The sequence below is a fragment of the Corynebacterium sp. 21KM1197 genome (assembly GCF_033783015.1).
In the GTDB taxonomy this organism is placed as follows: domain Bacteria; phylum Actinomycetota; class Actinomycetes; order Mycobacteriales; family Mycobacteriaceae; genus Corynebacterium.
The window spans coordinates 549,709-568,222 of sequence record NZ_CP123907.1; the positions used below are offsets into that span (position 1 = coordinate 549,709).

The 18,514-nt window shown below is 57.7% G+C and carries 13 protein-coding genes and 1 tRNA gene; 11 read left to right on the forward strand and 3 right to left on the reverse strand.

The genetic code is table 11. The features are described from left to right. The first annotated feature begins 22 nt into the window (after positions 1–22). From OLW90_RS02745 to OLW90_RS02765, 5 genes are all read left to right on the forward strand, one after another. Positions 23–2,989: a UPF0182 family protein gene (locus tag OLW90_RS02745; protein ID WP_319651248.1), complete on the forward strand. Its 2,967-nt coding sequence runs from the start codon at positions 23–25 to the stop codon at positions 2,987–2,989. Positions 2,990–3,113: 124 nt separating this feature from the next. Then, positions 3,114–3,190, forward strand: a tRNA-Met gene (locus OLW90_RS02750). Between the two features lie 745 nt (positions 3,191–3,935). After that, the gene (locus OLW90_RS02755; protein WP_319651249.1) at positions 3,936–4,520 is read left to right on the forward strand and encodes a hypothetical protein; all 585 of its coding nucleotides are present in this window, start codon (positions 3,936–3,938) and stop codon (positions 4,518–4,520) included. An 828-nt stretch (positions 4,521–5,348) separates the two neighbouring features. Continuing rightward, positions 5,349–6,764 carry a helix-turn-helix domain-containing protein gene (locus OLW90_RS02760; RefSeq protein ID WP_319651250.1) on the forward strand — a complete coding sequence of 472 codons (1,416 nt, stop codon included), beginning with the start codon at positions 5,349–5,351 and terminating at the stop codon, positions 6,762–6,764. A 783-nt stretch (positions 6,765–7,547) separates the two neighbouring features. Continuing rightward, on the forward strand, positions 7,548–8,063 hold the full coding sequence (locus OLW90_RS02765; RefSeq protein ID WP_319651251.1) for an HNH endonuclease family protein: 516 nt from the start codon (positions 7,548–7,550) through the stop codon (positions 8,061–8,063). Between the two features lie 482 nt (positions 8,064–8,545). Here the strand turns inward: OLW90_RS02765 and OLW90_RS11635 are convergent, their stop codons facing one another. Together OLW90_RS11635 and OLW90_RS02770 are read right to left on the reverse strand one after the other, a co-directional pair. Beyond that, a complete protein-coding gene (locus tag OLW90_RS11635; protein ID WP_413464483.1) occupies positions 8,546–8,911 on the reverse strand; it encodes a ribbon-helix-helix protein, CopG family in 366 nt (121 codons plus the stop codon). A gap of 610 nt (positions 8,912–9,521) precedes the next feature. Next, positions 9,522–9,953, reverse strand: coding sequence for a pyridoxamine 5'-phosphate oxidase family protein (locus OLW90_RS02770; RefSeq protein ID WP_319651252.1), 432 nt, complete (start codon positions 9,951–9,953; stop codon positions 9,522–9,524). 163 nt (positions 9,954–10,116) lie between these two features. On the opposite strand from OLW90_RS02770, the gene OLW90_RS02775 reads away from it, so the two are divergent. From OLW90_RS02775 to OLW90_RS02800, 6 genes are all read left to right on the forward strand, one after another. Then, a complete protein-coding gene (locus OLW90_RS02775; protein WP_319651253.1) occupies positions 10,117–11,025 on the forward strand; it encodes a TIGR01777 family oxidoreductase in 909 nt (302 codons plus the stop codon). 15 nt (positions 11,026–11,040) lie between these two features. After that, positions 11,041–11,499, forward strand: a complete 459-nt coding sequence (locus OLW90_RS02780) for a pyrimidine dimer DNA glycosylase/endonuclease V (protein WP_319651809.1) — start codon at positions 11,041–11,043, stop codon at positions 11,497–11,499. Positions 11,500–12,024: 525 nt separating this feature from the next. Next, on the forward strand, positions 12,025–12,675 hold the full coding sequence (locus tag OLW90_RS02785; protein ID WP_082422172.1) for a DUF3710 domain-containing protein: 651 nt from the start codon (positions 12,025–12,027) through the stop codon (positions 12,673–12,675). Beyond that, positions 12,672–15,803: a hypothetical protein gene (locus OLW90_RS02790; protein WP_319651254.1), complete on the forward strand. Its 3,132-nt coding sequence runs from the start codon at positions 12,672–12,674 to the stop codon at positions 15,801–15,803. Before OLW90_RS02785 ends, OLW90_RS02790 begins: the two co-directional genes overlap by 4 nt. A gap of 90 nt (positions 15,804–15,893) precedes the next feature. After that, entirely contained in the window at positions 15,894–16,820 is a 927-nt protein-coding gene (locus tag OLW90_RS02795; protein WP_319651255.1) for a cutinase family protein, read from the forward strand. Between the two features lie 870 nt (positions 16,821–17,690). Next, positions 17,691–17,987, forward strand: coding sequence for a hypothetical protein (locus tag OLW90_RS02800; RefSeq protein ID WP_082422215.1), 297 nt, complete (start codon positions 17,691–17,693; stop codon positions 17,985–17,987). A gap of 53 nt (positions 17,988–18,040) precedes the next feature. On the opposite strand, the gene OLW90_RS02805 is transcribed toward OLW90_RS02800, so the two are convergent. Next, complete coding sequence (locus OLW90_RS02805) at positions 18,041–18,334, reverse strand: hypothetical protein (RefSeq protein ID WP_319651256.1); 294 nt, start codon at positions 18,332–18,334, stop codon at positions 18,041–18,043. Positions 18,335–18,514 lie beyond the last annotated feature (180 nt).

Sequence of the window (18,514 nt, forward strand, 5' to 3'; positions counted from 1 at the left end):
TATACGGTTAAAGGAGCCCACGTTGGCGAACGCTTTTTCCCCACCGTCTACTCCCCGGAGGCGACCTCCCAAGACCATCGGCTGGATCGTGGGAATCCTGGCACTGGTGGTCATGATCGCCCCGATCGCGGTGGGCTTTTATACGGACTGGTTGTGGTTTGGCGAGGTAGATTTCCGCGGGGTGTTCTCCACCGTGATCATCGCCCGCATTGTTCTCTTTTTCCTCTTTGGTCTGGTGGCCGGTGGCATCACCTGGGCCGCGGGATACTTCACCTGGCGCAACCGCCCGCAGGATCTCTACGGGCATGACCTCAATTCCCCCGTACACCAGTACCGCAAGGTCATCGAGCAGTCCGTGCGCGGGCTGCTGCTGATCGTGCCCGTTTTTGTGGGTATCCTCGCGGGCTTTGTGGGGCAGAGCACCTGGCGCACGGTGCTGCTCTTTATCAACCGCGCCCCCTTTGACACCACGGACCCGCAGTTTGGCAAGGACCTCGGATTCTATGCCTTTGATCTGCCGCTGCTGAGCATGGTGGCCTCCTCGCTCTCGCTGCTGCTGATCGTGGCCTTCCTGGTGTCTGCCGTGGGTTTTTACCTGCTGGGCGGTATCCGCGTGGGCAACCAGGCCGCGGGCATGAAGGGGCAGATCAGCCGCCCCGCGCGGATCCAATTGGCGGTGATCGCGGGCCTGTGGATGCTGGTCAAGGTGCTGGGGTATTGGCTGGAGCGCTACACCCTGATGTACAACTCCAATGAGACCTTCACGGGCGCCAGTTACACGGACATCAACGCTCACCTGCCCGCCCGCATTATCCTCATGATCATCTCCCTGGTGGTGGCGGCGGCGTTCTTCTCCGCCGTGGTGATCAAGGATCTGCGTATTCCCGCCCTGGGCGCGGTGCTGCTGGTGGTCTCCTCCCTGACCATCGGCACGGCCTGGCCGCTGCTCATGGAGCGCTTCTCCGTGAACCCCAACCGTGAGGCCAAGGAGCGCGAGTACATCGCCCGCAACATCGAGGCCACGCGCGAGGCGTATGGGCTTACCGACGATAAGGTGACCTACCTCAACAACTGGGGTGCCGAGGGGGCTGGCGATGACAAGGTGGCCGCCGACGAGGCCACCATCTCCAACATTCGCCTCCTGGACCCGGACGTGCTCAGCCCCACGTTCACCCAGCAGCAGCAACTGCGTAACTTCTACGGCTTCCCGGAGACCCTCTCCGTGGATCGGTACGCCGTGGACGGCCAGATGCGCGATTACGTGGTGGCCGCCCGTGAGCTGAATCCGAACTCCCTGCGGGAGAACCAGGCGGACTGGATCAACCGCCACACGGTGTACACCCACGGCAACGGTTTCATCGCCGCGCCGGCCAATAAGGTTGATGAGGTGGCCCGCGATGTGGGCTCCACCCGTGGCGGCTACCCCGTGTACACGGTGTCCGATCTTCAGACCAACGCCAATACCTCCGGCAACGAGGCCGCCGAGAAGCTCGGCATGAAGGTGGATCAGCCGCGCATTTACTTCGGCCCCGTGATCGCCTCTGCGCGCGACGGCGCGGATTACGCCATCGTGGGCGATACCGGCAACGGCCCGGTGGAGTATGACACGGACGATCAGAGCTACACCTACTCCGGCCAGGGCGGCGTGGACGTGGGCAACTGGGCCAACCGCGCGGCCTTTGCCCTGAAGTACCAGGAGATGAAGCTCATCCTCTCCGACCGCGTGGGTGCGGACTCCAAGATCCTCTTTGACCGCGATCCCCGCCAGCGCGTGGAAAAGGTGGCCCCCTGGCTCACCACGGACTCCAAGACCTACCCGGCGGTGATCGACGGCCGCGTGAAGTGGATCGTGGACGGCTACACCACCCTGGACTCCCTGCCGTACTCCACGCGCACCTCCCTGCAAAACGTCACCGAGGACGCGCTCACCCCGGACGGCACCACCCAGCGCCTCATCAACAACGAGGTGGGCTACATCCGCAACTCCGTCAAGGCCACCGTGGACGCTTATGACGGCACCGTGGAACTCTATGAGTTCGATACCAAGGATCCTGTGCTTAAGGCGTGGCAGGGTGTGTTCCCGGACGCGGTGAAGCCCAACTCCGAGATCAGCCCGGAACTGCGCGAGCACCTACGCTACCCGGAGGACCTGTTCAAGGTGCAGCGCGAACTGCTGGCCCGCTACCACGTGGACGATCCGCACGTGTTCTTCACCAACGATGCCTTCTGGTCCGTGCCCGCCGACCCCACCGATGACAGCGGCAAGGAACTGCCCCAGCCGCCGTATCACATCGTGGCGGCCGATCCACAGACCGGCAAGCCCTCCTTCCAGCTCATCACTCCGTTCCGCGGCTTGCAGCGCCACTTCCTTTCCGCGCACATGACGGCCACCTCCGACCCGGATAATTACGGCCACATCACCGTGCGCGTGCTGCCCACGGACACGCTCACCCAGGGCCCGCGCCTGGTGCAGGATACGATGTCCTCCTCCGACCAGATCTCCCGCGACCGCACCCTGTGGGAGGGCACCAACGACCTCAAGGACGGCAACCTGCTCACCCTCCCAGTGGGTGGCGGGGAAATCCTGTACGTGGAGCCGCTGTACTCCCAGCGCAAGAACCAGGATTCCGCCTTCCCCAAGTTGCTGCGCGTGCTGGTGAGTTACAAGGGCTCCATCGGTTATGCGCCCACCATCTCCGAGGCGCTGACGCAGGTGGGCATCGACCCGCGCGCCGCGCAGGAGATCCGCGAGGTGGATGGTGATTCCGCGAGCGAGCAACCTGCGGAGGAGCAGCCGACCGAGGAGGGAAGCGCGCCCACGCCCCCGGCGAGCGCGTCCGGCTCGGAGGGGGAGGCCATCGGCAAGATTAACGACGCCCTCCGCAAACTAGAGAGCGCCCGCGACGGCTCCTTCGAGGAGTACGGCAAGGCTCTCGACGAACTCGACCGTGCGGTGGAGGGGTACCGCTCGGTGGAGGGACAGAACTAATACAGCGCCCCTGGTTTGCCGCCATGCCGAAGTGCTGCGGTGACCAGGGGGTTTGTCCTTTTGGGGGATCGTGCGTATAGTTTCAACACGTCGCCAAGGCGGCGCGATACTGAAAAGTATTCGACGCGGGGTGGAGCAGCTCGGTAGCTCGCTGGGCTCATAACCCAGAGGTCGTAGGTTCGAATCCTGCCCCCGCTACCATCTTCCGGGAATCCCCTGAGACTACGGTCTCGGGGGATTCTTGCATGTCTGAGGCTACCACGCGGCGGGGGAGCAGATCAGTGATGTCCACACCAAAAAAATCAGCGGCCGCAAAAAGCTCATCCATCTTCCATGACGTCTGCCCATAAATTTTCCGACTGACGCCTTGTGAGGTGATCGCAAGAGCGCTTCCTAGTGCCTTGCGCGTGGATCGCTGTCGCAGCAGGAGCTGACTCACCTTGAGGCCAATAGCCTCGTCTGCGCTCATGGGTGAATCCATTGTCTGTGTCATGTCTGTAATCGTACAGTACAAATGAAACGGTTGCAACATTGCATTGCATGTGTAACGGGGTGCGGCTATCCTGGCCGCTATGAGTGAAACAAAAATAGACAAAAATGGCCATAATGTTACATGGTTGTCCCCTGACCAGGTGGGCGCGAGGATCCCTGGTGGTCTCGGTGGCGCTGCTGTGCGTGGATGGTGCAGAAAAGGACTTCTGCCTGGTGCAGTAAGGCTCCCCAATGGGCATTGGCGTATCCCGGTGTCTGCGGTGGAGGCGATCATCGCGGGGGAGGCGGCAGTATGACCACATCTGCTGCGGCACTGCTGACCGAGGTGCCAGAACTTTCGGCTCTAACCTCGCTAGGGGAGGGAGGCCAGCACCAGCGTCCCGCTCCGCATCTGTCCCGAGTAGAGCTTGGGCCTCCTGACGTTATCGCTGAGACGCACCCGCTAGAGGGCTCCATGGCCCCTGCCTATCGGCTAGCGCATCGCGTCTGGCACGGCTGGGCGCCATACCGCTGGGATCGCATCATCACGACTGTCGCACTGACCTATCCTGATGATGCGGACTACTACGAGCCTCTTCAGGCTATTGGTGCTCGGCTGGCCGCTGAACATCTCATGCCAGGGCTGCCAGATATGGCCAGCGTGATTGTCGATCCCATATCGGCAACCTACACCTACCCACAGGCAACTGAAGACCACAGCGGCGACTTCAACGACTACTGGCACGCTCTCCTTCGCCCAGCATTGTTCCCTGTGCGGCAAGAAGGTCTTATCGGTTTTTTCGCCGATAGTGATGACTATCGACTACCTCAAACCCGAGACCTCATAGGCCTGGGGTGCTACTGGACTGATCGGCAGTGGGCCTACGAGGCCTGTTTTGTGCCCCTGTGTCAGGGGGCACCGCGTGCGTGGCTATCGCGCCCCTACGCCATCGGTGCTGATGACCAGCTTCCTCTGGGTGTTCATCTATGGCCCCACTTTTTCGTGTGGGCACCTGATCGGCTCGCAGTGATGCTGCACCGCTATCGATTGCCTCGCTAGGACGCTGTGCGGCCGTGGCAAAAGGGCAACCCCGGTGGGCACTGTTTTGAAGAGCCGCACCGGGGTTACCCAAGAGACGAAAGTGATTCCCATTATCAATAAGGGTGTATGTTATGTCAAATGCTCAGCTCATGACGGTATTTTCCGATCAGTGCCGGTATCTCGATGCCGTCACGGGAAGGAAACAACAGGGGATGTATCTGCGGTGCAGGTGGCAGGACTACCCGTATAGTCCAGCACCGCCAGGGCTGGCGCGACAATTCCACCACATGTTCTTGGCGGATGAGTATGACCTTGCCTGCGGTCTTGCGGTACTGCGATTAGTTCGCCAGATTCCCGCCCGAGCGCACATGGTTGAGGGGTGTGACTACGTGTATCAGATCGATCTTCGATCTGGGGTAGCGACCCGACAGGTAGGGCTCGCCTCGACTATCGCCGGTAGGGACCTCGGTGAGGTGTGGAGGATAGTATCTCCGGCTCCGCAGACAACTGCGGTGGGGGTTGTGCTCGCCTGTGAGGAGGACGGGCAGAATCATCGCTTGCCACAGGAGATCTACGCGGTGACATGTTCTTGGGTTGATGCGGTTAGTGGGTTGGTATATGAGGCTTTGTTATGGCCTGTTGATACGGCTAAAGGGGATTTTTCCGCTGTCGTGGGTCAGTATTTTTCTTTCACCCAGTCAATCGTGTGTGGGTGTGTATCCGTCAACAGCAATGTGCCGTTAGTGCACCGGTAGCAGGTGGATATGTCGCACCGATAGCGGATACCCCTGAGATCGTCGGGGATTTTATGGCTGCAGTGCAGCAGCGCGTGAAAAGGGGCTCATAATGGGATTCGTTGAAATGGGCATCGTCGTTGAACATGTCACCACCCTTAAGCCCGGGCCGAAGTTTACTCTTGCCATGCTTGCGGATCGCGCAGATCGTAAAGGGCGCACTGATGGGAAAGTGGAGTGCTGGCCGAGTATCCGGGAGTTGGTGCGCCGCACTGCGCAGTCGAAGTCTACCGTGCTGCGTCAGCTGAGCTACCTCAACGAGATAGGAATCATCGACGTTGAGAAGCGGTGGTACACCGATGAAAGCGGGCAAGCTCGCCAGGCAACCAACAAGTACATCATTAATCTCCCTGGCATCCAGCAGGGTGACTTCATGGAAATCACTGCCACCGAGGTCGAAGATTCGGCCGGTTCGACCGACTCGAGGCCTATGGGTGTCAAAATGACACTCAAACCCAAAACCCCAGGTCAGGGTAAGGGTGTCAATCTGACACCCAAAGGCGAGTATGGGTGTCAAAAACCCCAGAGTTTGGGTGTCACTGGTGACACCCCTAGAAAGATAAACATAAATACCAACCCCTCCCCCTCCGCCCCCCTCGGCGATGCCGACGAGGAGCCCGGGTTCGGGGCGGGCGGCGCTACCGCGCCTGGGGCGGGAAAATCTCCCATCGCTGAAACACCATCGGTGGCTCACGAGAACCAGATCGCTGATGATGCCGGTGCGCCTAACGGCCCAAGCCTTGATGGTCCTCAGGGTGCCCCTGAAGCCATCTCGCGTGGTACCCCGGCAGGCTTGCTCGACCTCTCGTCCTTGGAGGGGGCGCGCGGCGAGAATCCGGCGTCTGGCGGATCACATAGTGCATCTGGGGAGGATTTCTCCCGCTCTGATGGCTCAAAAACTCACCAGAAGGCCCCTCTGGCGGACGAAACGCCCTCCGGTGGTACAAACACCCATCTGGAGGGGTTCGGGGCCGGAAATCGGGACTCTCGTGAATTGCATGACGATCAAGGGTCGGGTGAATCTGCATCCTCGGATCGGGAGCTATCCCGGGACTGGGAGTTGATCTACCAAGCGCTGCCGGAATCCATGCAGGACCTACCACCACGGGAGGTCCCTGCTATCGCCGAGATGATCCGCCTGCGTCTTCGGGGCGGCTGGTCACTGGCATGTTTGCGCAAGACTTTGGCGTCTAGGGCTTTGCCTAGCGAGGTTCGCTATCTTCCTGGCCTGGTCAAAGTGCGTTTGCGTGATGATGTGCCGCCGCATGCTGCACCCCCGAGGAAGGGAAACCGTCGTGGGGATGGGCCTACTGCGCACCGCGCGGCTACTTCGCCGCGCCCGGATGAACTTTTAACCCCGCAACAGCGTGTGCAAGCTCGCCAGTATCGACGAGCGCTTATCGACCAGGCGCTGTCGAAAAAGCAGCACCACCAGCGCAATCAACAACAAGAAGGAGAGGCGGGATGACCGGCGCTCGTGTTTGTTGTGCCTTGTGGTTCGCGGAAGGATGTGAGCGCCTTATCGGACGTGGTTTGGTGGTCGTGATATGGCTGCTTCGCCCTGTCCTTGGGAAGCGGAAAAGTGTCTTAGCTTGCCAGTATTGCCAGGTATGGTTCCATTTATTCCCGCAGGATTTGTTCTCCAGCAGGGATTATGACGTAGTGCCACCGGGAACTTTGATAGGGGACAGCCTGGGGTCAGGCATTATGCTGAAGATGAGTAATGGGATGTGGAAAGACATGACCGACAATGAGGGCCTGTTGGTTCCTGGTTCTTGTCTGTGTCAGTGCGGTCCGCATCATGTTTATGGTTGGGGAGAAACATGGGCGTGAGAGATATGTACACCACGTATGCGGTCTATCGAGGGGCTGATGGTGGTGTGGTAACACAGGTGTATCGTGGAAAAGATTATCGCAAGGCTCAACAAATCGCTCGAGTATGGTCACAACGCAACGACATCAAGTGCGTACGAGTACTTCGGCATGATGAACGTGAGATCCAGCGTTTTCGTCGTGCGCGAGTTGGGCGTGTAGGTAGGGGAGCATGAGCGTCAAAGTTGTGGCTATGCGTATGGGGATGACTGTTGTTGCCGTGATCGTGATGCTTGCGGCGTGGTCGTATGGTTCAACGATGACACCTCGAGAAGGCGAGGAAGTTTATGCTGAGATGTCATCACTGCCTGATGGAGTACCTTCTGCTGAGACAACGCAAGAAGAACTTGACTTACTTCCGGTTAAGGGGCGTGCGCCTATGACGGGTTATTCTCGTGAGGCCTTTGGCCAGGCATGGTCCGATGACGTGGAGGTAGAAGGCGGGCACAATGGCTGCGATACCCGCAACGATATTCTCCGCCGTGACTTAGCCGAGGTGGTGCTCAAGCCTGGCACGCATGGGTGTGTGGTGGCCTCGGGGGTGCTGCATGATCCCTATTCCGGGCGGTCCATCGACTTTGTTCGCGGGGTGGATACCTCGCGGGTAGTGCAGATTGATCATGTGGTGGCCTTGGCGGATGCGTGGGTGAAGGGTGCGCAGCAGTTAGATGAGGTCACCCGGCGAAACTTGGCTAATGATCCGCTGAACCTTATGGCGGTGGACGGGGGGTTAAATGCGCAGAAGGGCGCGGGGGATGCGGCGACGTGGTTGCCGCCGAATGTGGGGTTTCGGTGTGATTATGCGAGGCGGCAGGTGGCGGTGAAGCAGCGGTATGGGTTGTGGGTGACTCAGGCGGAGAAGGACGCTCTGCGCGGGCTGCTCGCGCAGTGCTAGGTCAAACCAACAGAAAATGAAAGAAGAATAATACACAATCACGATTTTTATGGAGCAAACTTCACCCAGAAAAGGTGATTTACATCCCTTTTTCTACGTTAAAAAATGTGTGGGGGTGTGGTAAAAATAATCACATCCCCACACATGTAGAACATAACTGGGAAATCTATGTCCATATCAAGTTAAAGATTGATATTTTACACAATTTCCCAGTCGAGGCTACAGGCCTGAACGAATTACCGCTTCGTTAAAGAATTTTCCACACTTTCCAGGTGGGAACTTATATCTTTCCTCAATTCCATTGACAATTCCCTCTGTGTGGATCCTCCAAGGACCCGATAGCGCTTAGCGCGCGGCGGATTCTCCGCGAGATCTGCGGGTCAAGTTTGTTCAGCGTCCGCGCTGATTTCCTAGAAAGTTCAACATTCCACTTCACCGCAGATCATCCATATCTGGCTCACCAGGGTCTCCCAGCTCCGCGTTCAACTCTGCCAGCGGGATCGTGTCTGCGCGTCCAGCCCGAATGTCTGCTGCCGTTGCAGCCACCCGGTACTCCCACTCGAGCGTATCGATCTCACGCTCAAGTGCCTCCTGAGTATGTCACTGCGAGAGCGCCGCCCAGCAGTGGCCAGCGCGTTGACTCGGGCATGCAGTTCATCAGAGAGCCGCACAGCGAGTGCAACACCAAGCCTTTGCGAAGAGGCGTCATTCATCGTCATGTAAACAATGATTACATGATCGTACGGTAACAAGCAGCGGCATGACTCGCGGTGTAATAGCCGGAGACATACGAACGGAGTACTCGGATTTTCTAGAGACTTTTCCCAGATGATCTTTTTATGATCCATAGCAGCCCGCAGAACGCCAAAAATCTTTTGACTGTTCTTGTTTAGTTCTAGGGCCTCTGGAGGGCTTCTAGAGGCCCTAGAGGGATCGGTGCTGCGCTGAACGCAGAGTGGGGAATATAATTCATCTGGCCAGGGTTTCCTGGCTCCTCCTGGTGGTGCGCATGTCTCCACCACCCAGTGGAGGCACGCACCCCGAGGTGTCGCCTTCGACTGTGTGGGAGGAGGTGAGATGAATGGCCCGTCATCGCCGCGCAAGCGGAGATAGAGGAAACCGCCGCCGGAGTTACAGCTCCATGCGGCGGTTCCTGGGGCGGCTGGCAGGAAACGTAATCGCTAGGGTGATTGCCGATGCGATTACCGACTTGCTCAGCTAGTCTCACGAGAGGTCTCACTTGCTTTACCCGGCGGGTGAGGCCTCTCACTTTTGTGACAGTCTCTGGGGTGGGCTGTCACCGTCTAGTATCCCCTCATAGGGCGGGGGCGTCAAGCTGGATGCGATTCATCCGGCCGGTGCAATCCGGCTCCCTCATGCGGTGCGATACGACCACCGCGAGGTGGGGACATGTGCCGCATGGCCTGTTCCCTGCCGTGGTGGGGTGTGAGCGACGAGTTACTGGTTCGTGTTGAAAGAAATGGTCTGTGAATCGTTGTTGGTCTGTGAATCCCAACGCTTTGCCGTTTCGGTTTGGAACTTCAACAGTGCTACAGCAGGGTCCTCTTTTCCTTGAGGGAACCAGTCTGCCACGGCAGTGCTCCACAGTTGATCGATTTTTTCTTTATCATCTACTAGGGTTGCGGTACCGGAAAAGGAAATCCATGATCCTTTTTCTGATACGGCAAGATTGACCTCAGGCTTATGCTGGGTAGCTTTTGCGAGATCACTGTCAGTGTTCAAGAAAAACCAGACAGTTCCATCATCAGTGATCTTTTGGGCTGCCATTGGCTGTGCTTGCAGTGCGCCATCAGTGTTTGTTGCCGTGAGCATGACAAGACGGTTGCGTCGAAGGATGTCAAGCGCTGAGAGGTGTTCGGTGTAATCCATGTTTGTCCTCCTGGAGGTATATCGGCATGATTTGCTCTCAATGTTGAGAGTAATTGAAGAGCCTGTTGGTATTCATCTTAGCTGAAGTTTTCACTTCGGGGGAGTGGCGTTGTGCTACGGTTGTGGTGCGGGTTTCCTCGTAGCTTAAGGAAGGTGTTGGATTATGGTCGATGTCAATGCGGCCCAGCGTAGCATTGCTTTAACAGGTGCCTCTGGTCTTGTGGGGAGTAGACTCCAGAATCTTCTGGAGCAACAAGGCCATCATGTTATCTCCTTGGTGCGGAGCGATCCGAGGGAGGGGGAGCGCTTGTGGGATCCGATGAGGCCTGATCCTGCTCTGCTGGACGGTGTAGATACGCTCATTCATATTGCTGGGGCCCCGATTTTTGGGCGTTTTACTGATAAGCATAAAAAGAAAGTCCGTGACTCCAGGGTAGGCCCTACTCATAGGCTTGCTGAATTGGCAGCAAAGACTCCTGGTGTGAATACGATGATCACGGCCTCAGCTGTGGGGTACTACGGGTACCAAGCTGATGAGATTGTTGATGAGTCCTCGCCTCGGGGGCAGGGCTTTTTGGCTGATGTCTGCGATAGCTGGGAGAGGGCCTGTGAACCTGCCCGACGGGCAGGGCTTCGTGTCGTTAATATCCGTACTGGTCTTGTCCTTGATGGCCGAGGTGGGATTTTGAAAGTTCTTGCGACCTTAGCTAAGACGGGGCTACTGGGTCCTCTTGCTGGTGGGCAACAGTGGTTTGCGTGGGTCGCAGGTGAGGATCTTGTCAGGATTTATGCGCATGCGGTGGTTGATTCTGATCTTCACGGTCCGGTTAACGCGGTAGGCCCGGAGAAGGTGACGAATAAGCAGTTTACCAAGATGCTTGCTGACGTGGTGCGGCGTCCTGCGATTATCCCTGTGCCGGGGTTTGCTCCTGCGCTTATTCTTGGTGGTCAAGGGGCTCAAGAGCTGGCTCTTGCCAGTCAGCACGTTAAGGCAAGGGTGCTAGGTGAACGGGGTTTTGAGTTCTCTTATCGAGATGCTCGTTCGGCGATACGTGCTGAATTAGCTTCCTAGAAGAGGCGGTGTGTGGTGCGGTTGTGGTCTGTTGACCCGTCGATTCTTGATCAGCGTGGTCTCGTGGCTTGCTGGCGTGAAGGGCTCTTGGCGCAGAAGGTTCTTCGGGGGCTGACCAAGGGATATAAACATCATCCGCAGCTACATCGATTCGCCAGACACGATGCCCCCATTGCTGCTGTGTGCGGTTATCTGCACGGTATCGCTGATGAAGCTGATAGGCGATCATATAATTTTGATCGGTCTCGTGTGGTGATGAACGTTTGGGAGTCGCGTGTTCCGGCTATACCTGTCACGCGTGGTCAGCTTGAGTATGAGCTGGCATTTCTTAAGCAGAAGATTGCGCGGCGTGATCCATCATGGCTTGCTTTACTTGATGAATCTATCCCTACGTTCATGGATGGGGGGACTGTACGGTGTCATCGAAGTTTTATCCCTATTGATGGGCCTGTGGAGTCCTGGGAGAAAATATAGCGGCGACATGTAGGCGCTCTAGGGGGTACGTGTCGACTTGTTGGGGTAGGTAGGTGCCTGCCTGTCGGCAAGGTGGTTTGTCAGCAAGGTGAGGTGCTGGCTATACGGCATGCTGGATTGGTGGCAAGGGGTGGTGAGGGGAAGCCCGGGCGTGAGAGTGCTCTACGCCCGGGCCGTGGTCTTCTCAGGAAATGAGGTGGATTTCCTGCTGTGCCTCCTGAGAAGACCACGTGTCAAACGGAAGGTAGTTATCGTGTTGACGCGAAGATGATGATATATGACCAATTATTCATCGGTCAAATGATGTTATAGCAAGAGCGCTCAGGGCAGGTGGGGAGCTGGCTTCCTGGGCGCTCTTGCCGCTATCTTAGCAGTTCTGTGCGCTTTCTACCACTTGACCTTGCCGTTCCTAGCTGAAAAAATATCTTTGTTTTTCTGTGCTAGGATCGTGCTTTTTTGCTTGTGGTGGGGTAGTTTTATGTAGTGAGCAGGTGAGGCATCTGTCAATGTGTGAGGAGGTAGTCGATGCGTGCCTTGATGGACGTGCGTGCCGAAGAGATGGCTGTGGGTGCTCGTGATGAGTTTTCGGTGGTGGGTCCATGGGATTCGGCTGTGGTTCCTGAATCGGTGGTTGCGTGTGACCGTCATTGGTTGGGTGCGTATGTGCATACTGCGTGTGCGCAGTTTCATGTCCCTCGGGGGGCTCGGGTTATTGAAGAGCGTCCTGCAGGTGGCCGTGCTGATGGGCTTCATGTGGTGCTTGGTGATGTCCGTGTGGTGATCAGTGTGCATGGTGCTGCGAAGTCCGAGCCGTTGTGGCAACAGCATCGAAACTTCATGATCGAGGAGATTGCGGCTGCTGGTGGTGATGTTTCGGTGGTGCCGGGGGTTGGTGGTGAGCGTATTTGCGCCATGCTGCCTGGTCAGGAAATTGTTGCTGCTGGTGTTGATGGGCCGCGATGGATGGTGCGTGCTGTGGCTTATGGATACGACTTTGATGGTTGTGATGTGCATGGTCTCCTGGATGATCTGTTGGCGGATTTTGTAGTCTTTCGCGGTGCTGGTCCTGTAGGGCCGGGGTTGCCATTGGATATGACTGTGTATGCCTCTCCTGTTCGTCACGTGACGACACCTTTTTCTGGGGTGATCGACAATTCTCAAGAGAGGTTGATATGACACTTGTAGTGGTAGGTTCTCGTCGTCGGTTGCGGCGAGATGTTCACACGATGGATGTGCGGCGTCCTGGTATTGCTGCTGCAGCGGCGTTCGCGGCTGCTGGAGCGGGGGTAGCTGGGGCATCTCCGGCGCATGCTGATGTGTTGGCGGATGCTAATAGGCTGGTTGATACGGCTGTGGGGACGGTAACTGGTCAGGTGCCCGCCCCGGCACCGTCGTTGCCGGAGCTTCCCATACTGCCGGAGTTTCTTTCCCAGATTCAGGGTGTGATGCCATCGAATCTGCTGCGTAAGAACACGCTGGCTGCTGGTGATAATGTCGAAGCGCCGCCTCAGGATGATCCAGGCCAGCTGCCGGTTGCTGCCGGAGCAGCTGCGGGGGCTCCTGCCGGTGTGGTGGCTCAGTCTCCGCAGTTCGGGGTGGATTCTTTGATGGCTGCAGGTGAGGAGAATGTTATTGGGCAGCTTGCGGGTGTGGCAGCGGTGCCTTCGGGGGATAATCTTGGCCAGATAGTCTCGGATGTGACCACGGTGGTCGGCAAGATCACCAGTGGTGAGATCCTCACGGATGCTCAGGACGCTATCGAGCGTACGTTAGCCTCTCAGGAGTTTGTCGCTTGGCGGGATAGCCAGGTGAGCCTGGAGAGCCTTGATCAGCAGGGCGTGGTTGGTATTGATCGTGCTGCTGCGGGTATTGGGTTGATCATCGACGGGCTCTCGGCAGATCCGATTGGCACGGTGACTGCGCTGATCGAGTCTGGTGGTGGTACCGGTCGGCTCCTGCGTGATCCGGTGGGTTTTGGTGCTGATGTGCTTACCCGTGTGGTGGGCCCGGAGATGATGGTGCAGGTCCATGATCTTCTCGGTGAGATTGCCCAGCAAGGTGTGGAGGGTTTGATCAAGGCGGCACCTGCGGCGTTGATCCCGTTTGCTACGGCGATTCCGGGCATCTTGGCAGGTATTCCCCTAGGTGGTCTGCATGGCAGTGGGATTGGGGCGCTTGCAGGTGCTTTGAATCCGTTGAATCTCTTAGGAGCGATCCCTGGGGCGCTTCTTGGGGCACCTCTTGGTGGGCTTGCCACTGGTATTGCGGGTTTGGTCGGCTCGTTGCTTCTCACGCTTCCCGTGACGGTTATGGCTCCGCTGATTGGTGCTGCTGGTGGTTCGGTTCTTGCTCTTGCGGCGTGGGCTACGGCCGTATTCGGCACCTATGGGGTGTTCTACGCTCTTAGTGCGGGGGTGATCATCCTTGGTTCCTTGGCTGCGGGTACGGCAGCAGGGTTAGGTGGGTGGGCACTGTCGCTGTTTAACCCCTTTGCTATCCCGTTTGCCTTCTTCTTCGGTCTCGGTGTGGCCTTAGAGCTGATGTTCTTGGGTGGTCTGGGGTTGGTGATTACGACGGCCTGGATCCCGATTGCGATCTATGCGTTGGGTTTCATCCCGGTGCTGCTGGCAGGCATGCTTCCCGGTCTGGGTCTGGGTACGTTGATTGGTCTTGCAGTTCCGCTGATCGGTGTTCCCTTGTTGACCGCGCTTTCGGCACTGCCCGGGATGGTCATCGGTGGTGTGCTCGGGGCCTTAGCAGGGTGGGGTATCACCACGTTAATTGATACGTTGCTGGGTGCTGGTATCGGTGGCGTGGTAGGTGCGATCCTTGGTGGCTTGCTTGGAGGCTTGGCCGGTTTTGGTGCGGGCATCCCCGTGGCGTTTGGAGTAGCGGGGGTGATCCTGGGTAACCAGTTCGGGGATTGGTTTGCTCGTAGCTGGGCTGATCCGACCTCTCCGCTGGGGCAGCTGCGCCAGGCGGCGGAGCAGGGGTGGAACCGATCCCTGTTGAAGGGGCTGGTGGACCGCTTTGCCGACAACTTCGGTCGTACCGGTAGTGGTGAGGTGATCTTTGATCTTGTTGGTCGTATCACTGCGTTGGGGGAGATCCTGGCGTTTCTTGATGGGCGCAGGTTTAGGGAGATGCTGTTGCGGGGTGCGCTTTTAGGCGCGGTTCCTGGTGGGATTGGTGGGGGAATCCTTGGCGGAATCCTGGGTATGATGGCCGGTTTGCTGAACCCGTTGAATCTGCTTAATGGTATCCAGGGTGCGCTGGCGGGTCTGATCCCGGGTGCGTTGTTGGGTGCGCTGGGTGGTGGGCTTTTAGCTCCGCTGTTGGGCACGCTTGCAGGACTGGGATCGATCCCGTTGACGTTCCTGCCGAATCTGGCGTTGCTGGCACTGGGTCTGGCTGCCTTGCTGACCCCTTTGGCGTTGGCTGCGGGGGCGGCAACGATCATCCCGCCGTTGGTGATTGCTACGGCTGTGACCTTCCTTGCGACGTTCTTGCTGGCAATGCCCTGGAGTGTGCCGTTGTTCCTGTTAGCCGGTGCCATGAGTTTATTTGCTCTGGTGATGGCGAATCCGCTGTTGTGGATTCCGACGCTGGGTATCGCGCCCTTGGTGTCTTTTATCGTGGGGTCTGCTGCTCTCGCGATCGCAACGGGCAACACTCTGGCGGTTTTGGGATTGTTGGGTGTGATGGCTTTAACGGTCGGGGTGGGCACCTTCTTGGTTACGCTGCCGTTCTTCGCGTTCCCAGCGTTGGGCTTAGGTCTGGCAGGGCTTGCTTCCTTGCCGGGTCTGTTGCCGATGGCGCTGGGAATGTCGCTGCTGGAGGCCATTGCTCTTGGTACTGGGGTGACCGCCTTGTCATCGCTGCTGACCGTTCCTGTAGGCGGCATTCTTGGTGGTCTGCTAGGTGCGGGTGTCGGTGGCGTGCTAGGCACGATCATTCCTGCTGTGGTGCGTGCTGTGGTCTACGGCCTGGGCGGGAGTGGGCTGGGTGCCGGTCTGGGGGCTGGTTTTGGTGGTCTTCTGGGTGGCCTTGTGGCTTTGTTGACGCACCTGCGCGGTGATGGTGGGGTTGTCCCTGGTGATCCGGAGACGGCTTTTGGTGATCTGCGTGTGCTCAACCACGGGGGATTTGGTGACTCCTTGTCGTGGATTCCTGGTCTGACTGGGGCCAAGGAGCCTGAGCGGGTAGCAGTGCCTGCGATTGCGTCGCCAATGTTTGGTGTGCGTGGTGGTCAGGGGAGTGTGGATCGTTCCCTGACGGATGTGACGGCGCTGGTGTCGGCATAAACGCTGTTGTGCTGACAGAGCCGTGTGTGTGCGGTGACAACGACTATCCCCGCAGATGTGGGGAAGCAGGTGGGGACTTGCTTATAGCACATGATCGATAGATATAAGGATCAGATTGCGATGTCGTTGAAGAAAAAATATATCAATAAGTTCATGCGATTCGTGCTGGCTGCGTGCACAGCGACAAGCATGACCAGCGTGGGGGTTGCTGTAGCTGGGGAGTCCTCGTCTGGTTCGTCGCTTCCGGTGGGAGGATGCGCATCGAATCTCGTGTTTGTGGTGCCTGGTAGTGCGAATACAGCGTCGTTTTTCCCTGAGACGGTACCGCATGGTGCGGGAACGACGGGGATTGCATACCGTTTGAATGCAACTCCAGGGGTTTCTGCTCGGATGATCCCGTTTAATTCGGCATGGCCGGTGGGGGTGGTTTCGTATTCTGATTCTTATGCGATGGGGTTGGATAAGGCTATGGGGATTATCGCTCGGGAAGCGCAGGCGTGTCCTTCGGCAAGGATAAGTCTGTTTGGGTATTCCGAGGGGGCGGATATTGCTGCGGGGGTAGTTGAAGCGATCAATGCTCATCGTGGCCCGGTGGGGCCTGAGCGGTTTGGGTCGGCAGCGTTAATGGCGAATCCTTCTCGGGGGTTTAATGGTGCTTTGGCGTGGGGTTCAGCTTCTCCGGGTGAGGCGTTACGTCCGGTGAAAGACTACGGAGTGTTGGCCGAGCGTGTGTTGGAGATTTGCAATGCCGGTGATGTGGTCTGCGATACCGATCATGTCGCGCCGACGATGAATGCGATGAATACTCCGGTGTTGCAGGATTCTGCGTTGCTGCGGGGTCAGGTTGCTTGGGACAAAGTCGTAGAGTGGTTGGGGTCAGCAGGTCCTGCGACGTTGCCGGCGATGGTGGCAGAGACTCCGGGGATGTTGGTGGGGTGGGCGGTTCATGGGAGTTATCTCATGCCTGGTGATGGGTTGGATGCGGGTGAGTCTTTTCTTCGGGCGCATTTTGTGTAAGTCACGTTGGTGGCAGATGATATAGGGGTAGGTGAGGTCATCGTCGATCATCGATGATGACCTCGGAAAGATTGCTGGCATGGTGGCTTGCTGACAAGGTGACATGGTGGTGTGGTGGCTTGTTGGCAAGGTGGTATGGGTGGTATAAGCCAGGCTGGACGGCAGCTTATCTGGCATTAGGTGCACGTCAGCCCTGTCTTTGTGTGGGGTTGTGGTGATGTGGATTTGCTTGCCCAAGCAATCTCTACATGGGTGAATGGGCTCATTGGTTGCGTGGATAGTCAGTATCCTCGCCGTCTGATGAGGATCGAGATCAACTTGAGAGTAGAACCATATCTCTCCCATATTGCCCATCAGGGGGTAAAGACCCGCAGTCCAGGTCTCCTAGCAGGTAAGTCCTAATCTAAACCCATGGGTGACAACACCTGCTGGGTTGTGGTCTTCGCGCCTTCCTCTGGGGGATCTTGCTGAGGGCGTTTTTGTCACCCCAGGCTCTAGCGGGGAAACGTCCCGCAGCCTGGGGATTCTCGTTTTCCCCTCGTGGTGAGTGCGGCGAAGCATGGCCAAATACGGTCGTGAATGTAGTCAATTGCAGTCAAGTTTTTTCGTCACGCCAGCACGGGTAGTTGCAGGTCAGGCTATCTGGTCCAAAGGGAAATCTGGAAGTTCCTCCGCCGGGAGCGGCCCTATATTGGACACTTCGCTAGAGGGTGGACGCTGGGCATGCTTGGGCTGCGCAGGCATCAGATGCCGGGAATCGTTGTCGGTGTTATTGACACCGATTCCATTATTGATATCTTATCGAGAATGTCCTTACAATGGACTCGCCCCCTCAATAAGGACACCCAGTTAGAAGAAGGAGAGCAGCACATGACGCAGACGTGCCTTGCCCACAAAGACCACGATCACCAGCATGGCCCTAACTGTGGGCACGTCGCGGTCCCTCACGGAGATCACGTGGACTACATCCATGATGGACATATCCACAAGGAGCACAACGGTCACTGGGATGAATGTGAAAATAATGAGCACCAGGCTCATGAACCCCACGATCACCAGCATGGCCCCAACTGTGGGCATGTCGCCATCCCCCACGGAGACCATGTGGACTACATCCATGACGGACACCGCCACGCCGCACATGAAGGCCACTGGGATGAGCACTAACTAATCCTCGTAAAAGAACGCCCCCACCCCGTCTCGGGGTGGGGGTCATCTTCTTATTCCGTGGGGAGGTTGCCACGTAGTGTCTCAGGCAGCCTTTCTAGCCCACCCTGCTGCATTAACGCCGATGAATCCCCCTCCAACAACGCAGTCAACACCGTCCTAGAGCGACGAGCTTTCTCACGCTGACTCACACCACCAGCAGCAACCTCCCACTCCTCCACCACAGCATCGGCATACCCCAGCGCAGACTCCCACACCGCAACCGGCACATGCGCCTTGAAAAACTCCTCAACAACCTGCACATCACGGTCGCGAGCGATAGCTGGATCAAGCAGAGTGTCGGCCACCAGGAGCTAGTAGTGGATGGATACGCGGCTAGCTGTTTATGACCCTCGGTCGGTACCGGCGCGCGGAAAAGAAGTGGGCTACTGGCTGGAGGCGGTTGCAGATGAGCTAGAGGTAGAGGTTTATCTAGTGGAGGTAGGGTGACGGCTCTGGTGAGCGGAGCGGATCATCGACGCCGGGTG

Coding starts and splice junctions, on each gene's coding strand:
- OLW90_RS02755 (WP_319651249.1), top strand. CDS start 3,936: ATGGCCCCTGCCTATCGGCTAGCGCATCGCGTCTGGCACGGCTGGGCG.
- OLW90_RS02760 (WP_319651250.1), top strand. CDS start 5,349: ATGGGATTCGTTGAAATGGGCATCGTCGTTGAACATGTCACCACCCTT.
- OLW90_RS02765 (WP_319651251.1), top strand. CDS start 7,548: ATGACGGGTTATTCTCGTGAGGCCTTTGGCCAGGCATGGTCCGATGAC.
- OLW90_RS11635 (WP_413464483.1), bottom strand. CDS start 8,911: ATGGATCATAAAAAGATCATCTGGGAAAAGTCTCTAGAAAATCCGAGT.
- OLW90_RS02770 (WP_319651252.1), bottom strand. CDS start 9,953: ATGGATTACACCGAACACCTCTCAGCGCTTGACATCCTTCGACGCAAC.
- OLW90_RS02775 (WP_319651253.1), top strand. CDS start 10,117: ATGGTCGATGTCAATGCGGCCCAGCGTAGCATTGCTTTAACAGGTGCC.
- OLW90_RS02785 (WP_082422172.1), top strand. CDS start 12,025: ATGCGTGCCTTGATGGACGTGCGTGCCGAAGAGATGGCTGTGGGTGCT.
- OLW90_RS02790 (WP_319651254.1), top strand. CDS start 12,672: ATGACACTTGTAGTGGTAGGTTCTCGTCGTCGGTTGCGGCGAGATGTT.
- OLW90_RS02795 (WP_319651255.1), top strand. CDS start 15,894: ATGATCGATAGATATAAGGATCAGATTGCGATGTCGTTGAAGAAAAAA.
- OLW90_RS02800 (WP_082422215.1), top strand. CDS start 17,691: ATGACGCAGACGTGCCTTGCCCACAAAGACCACGATCACCAGCATGGC.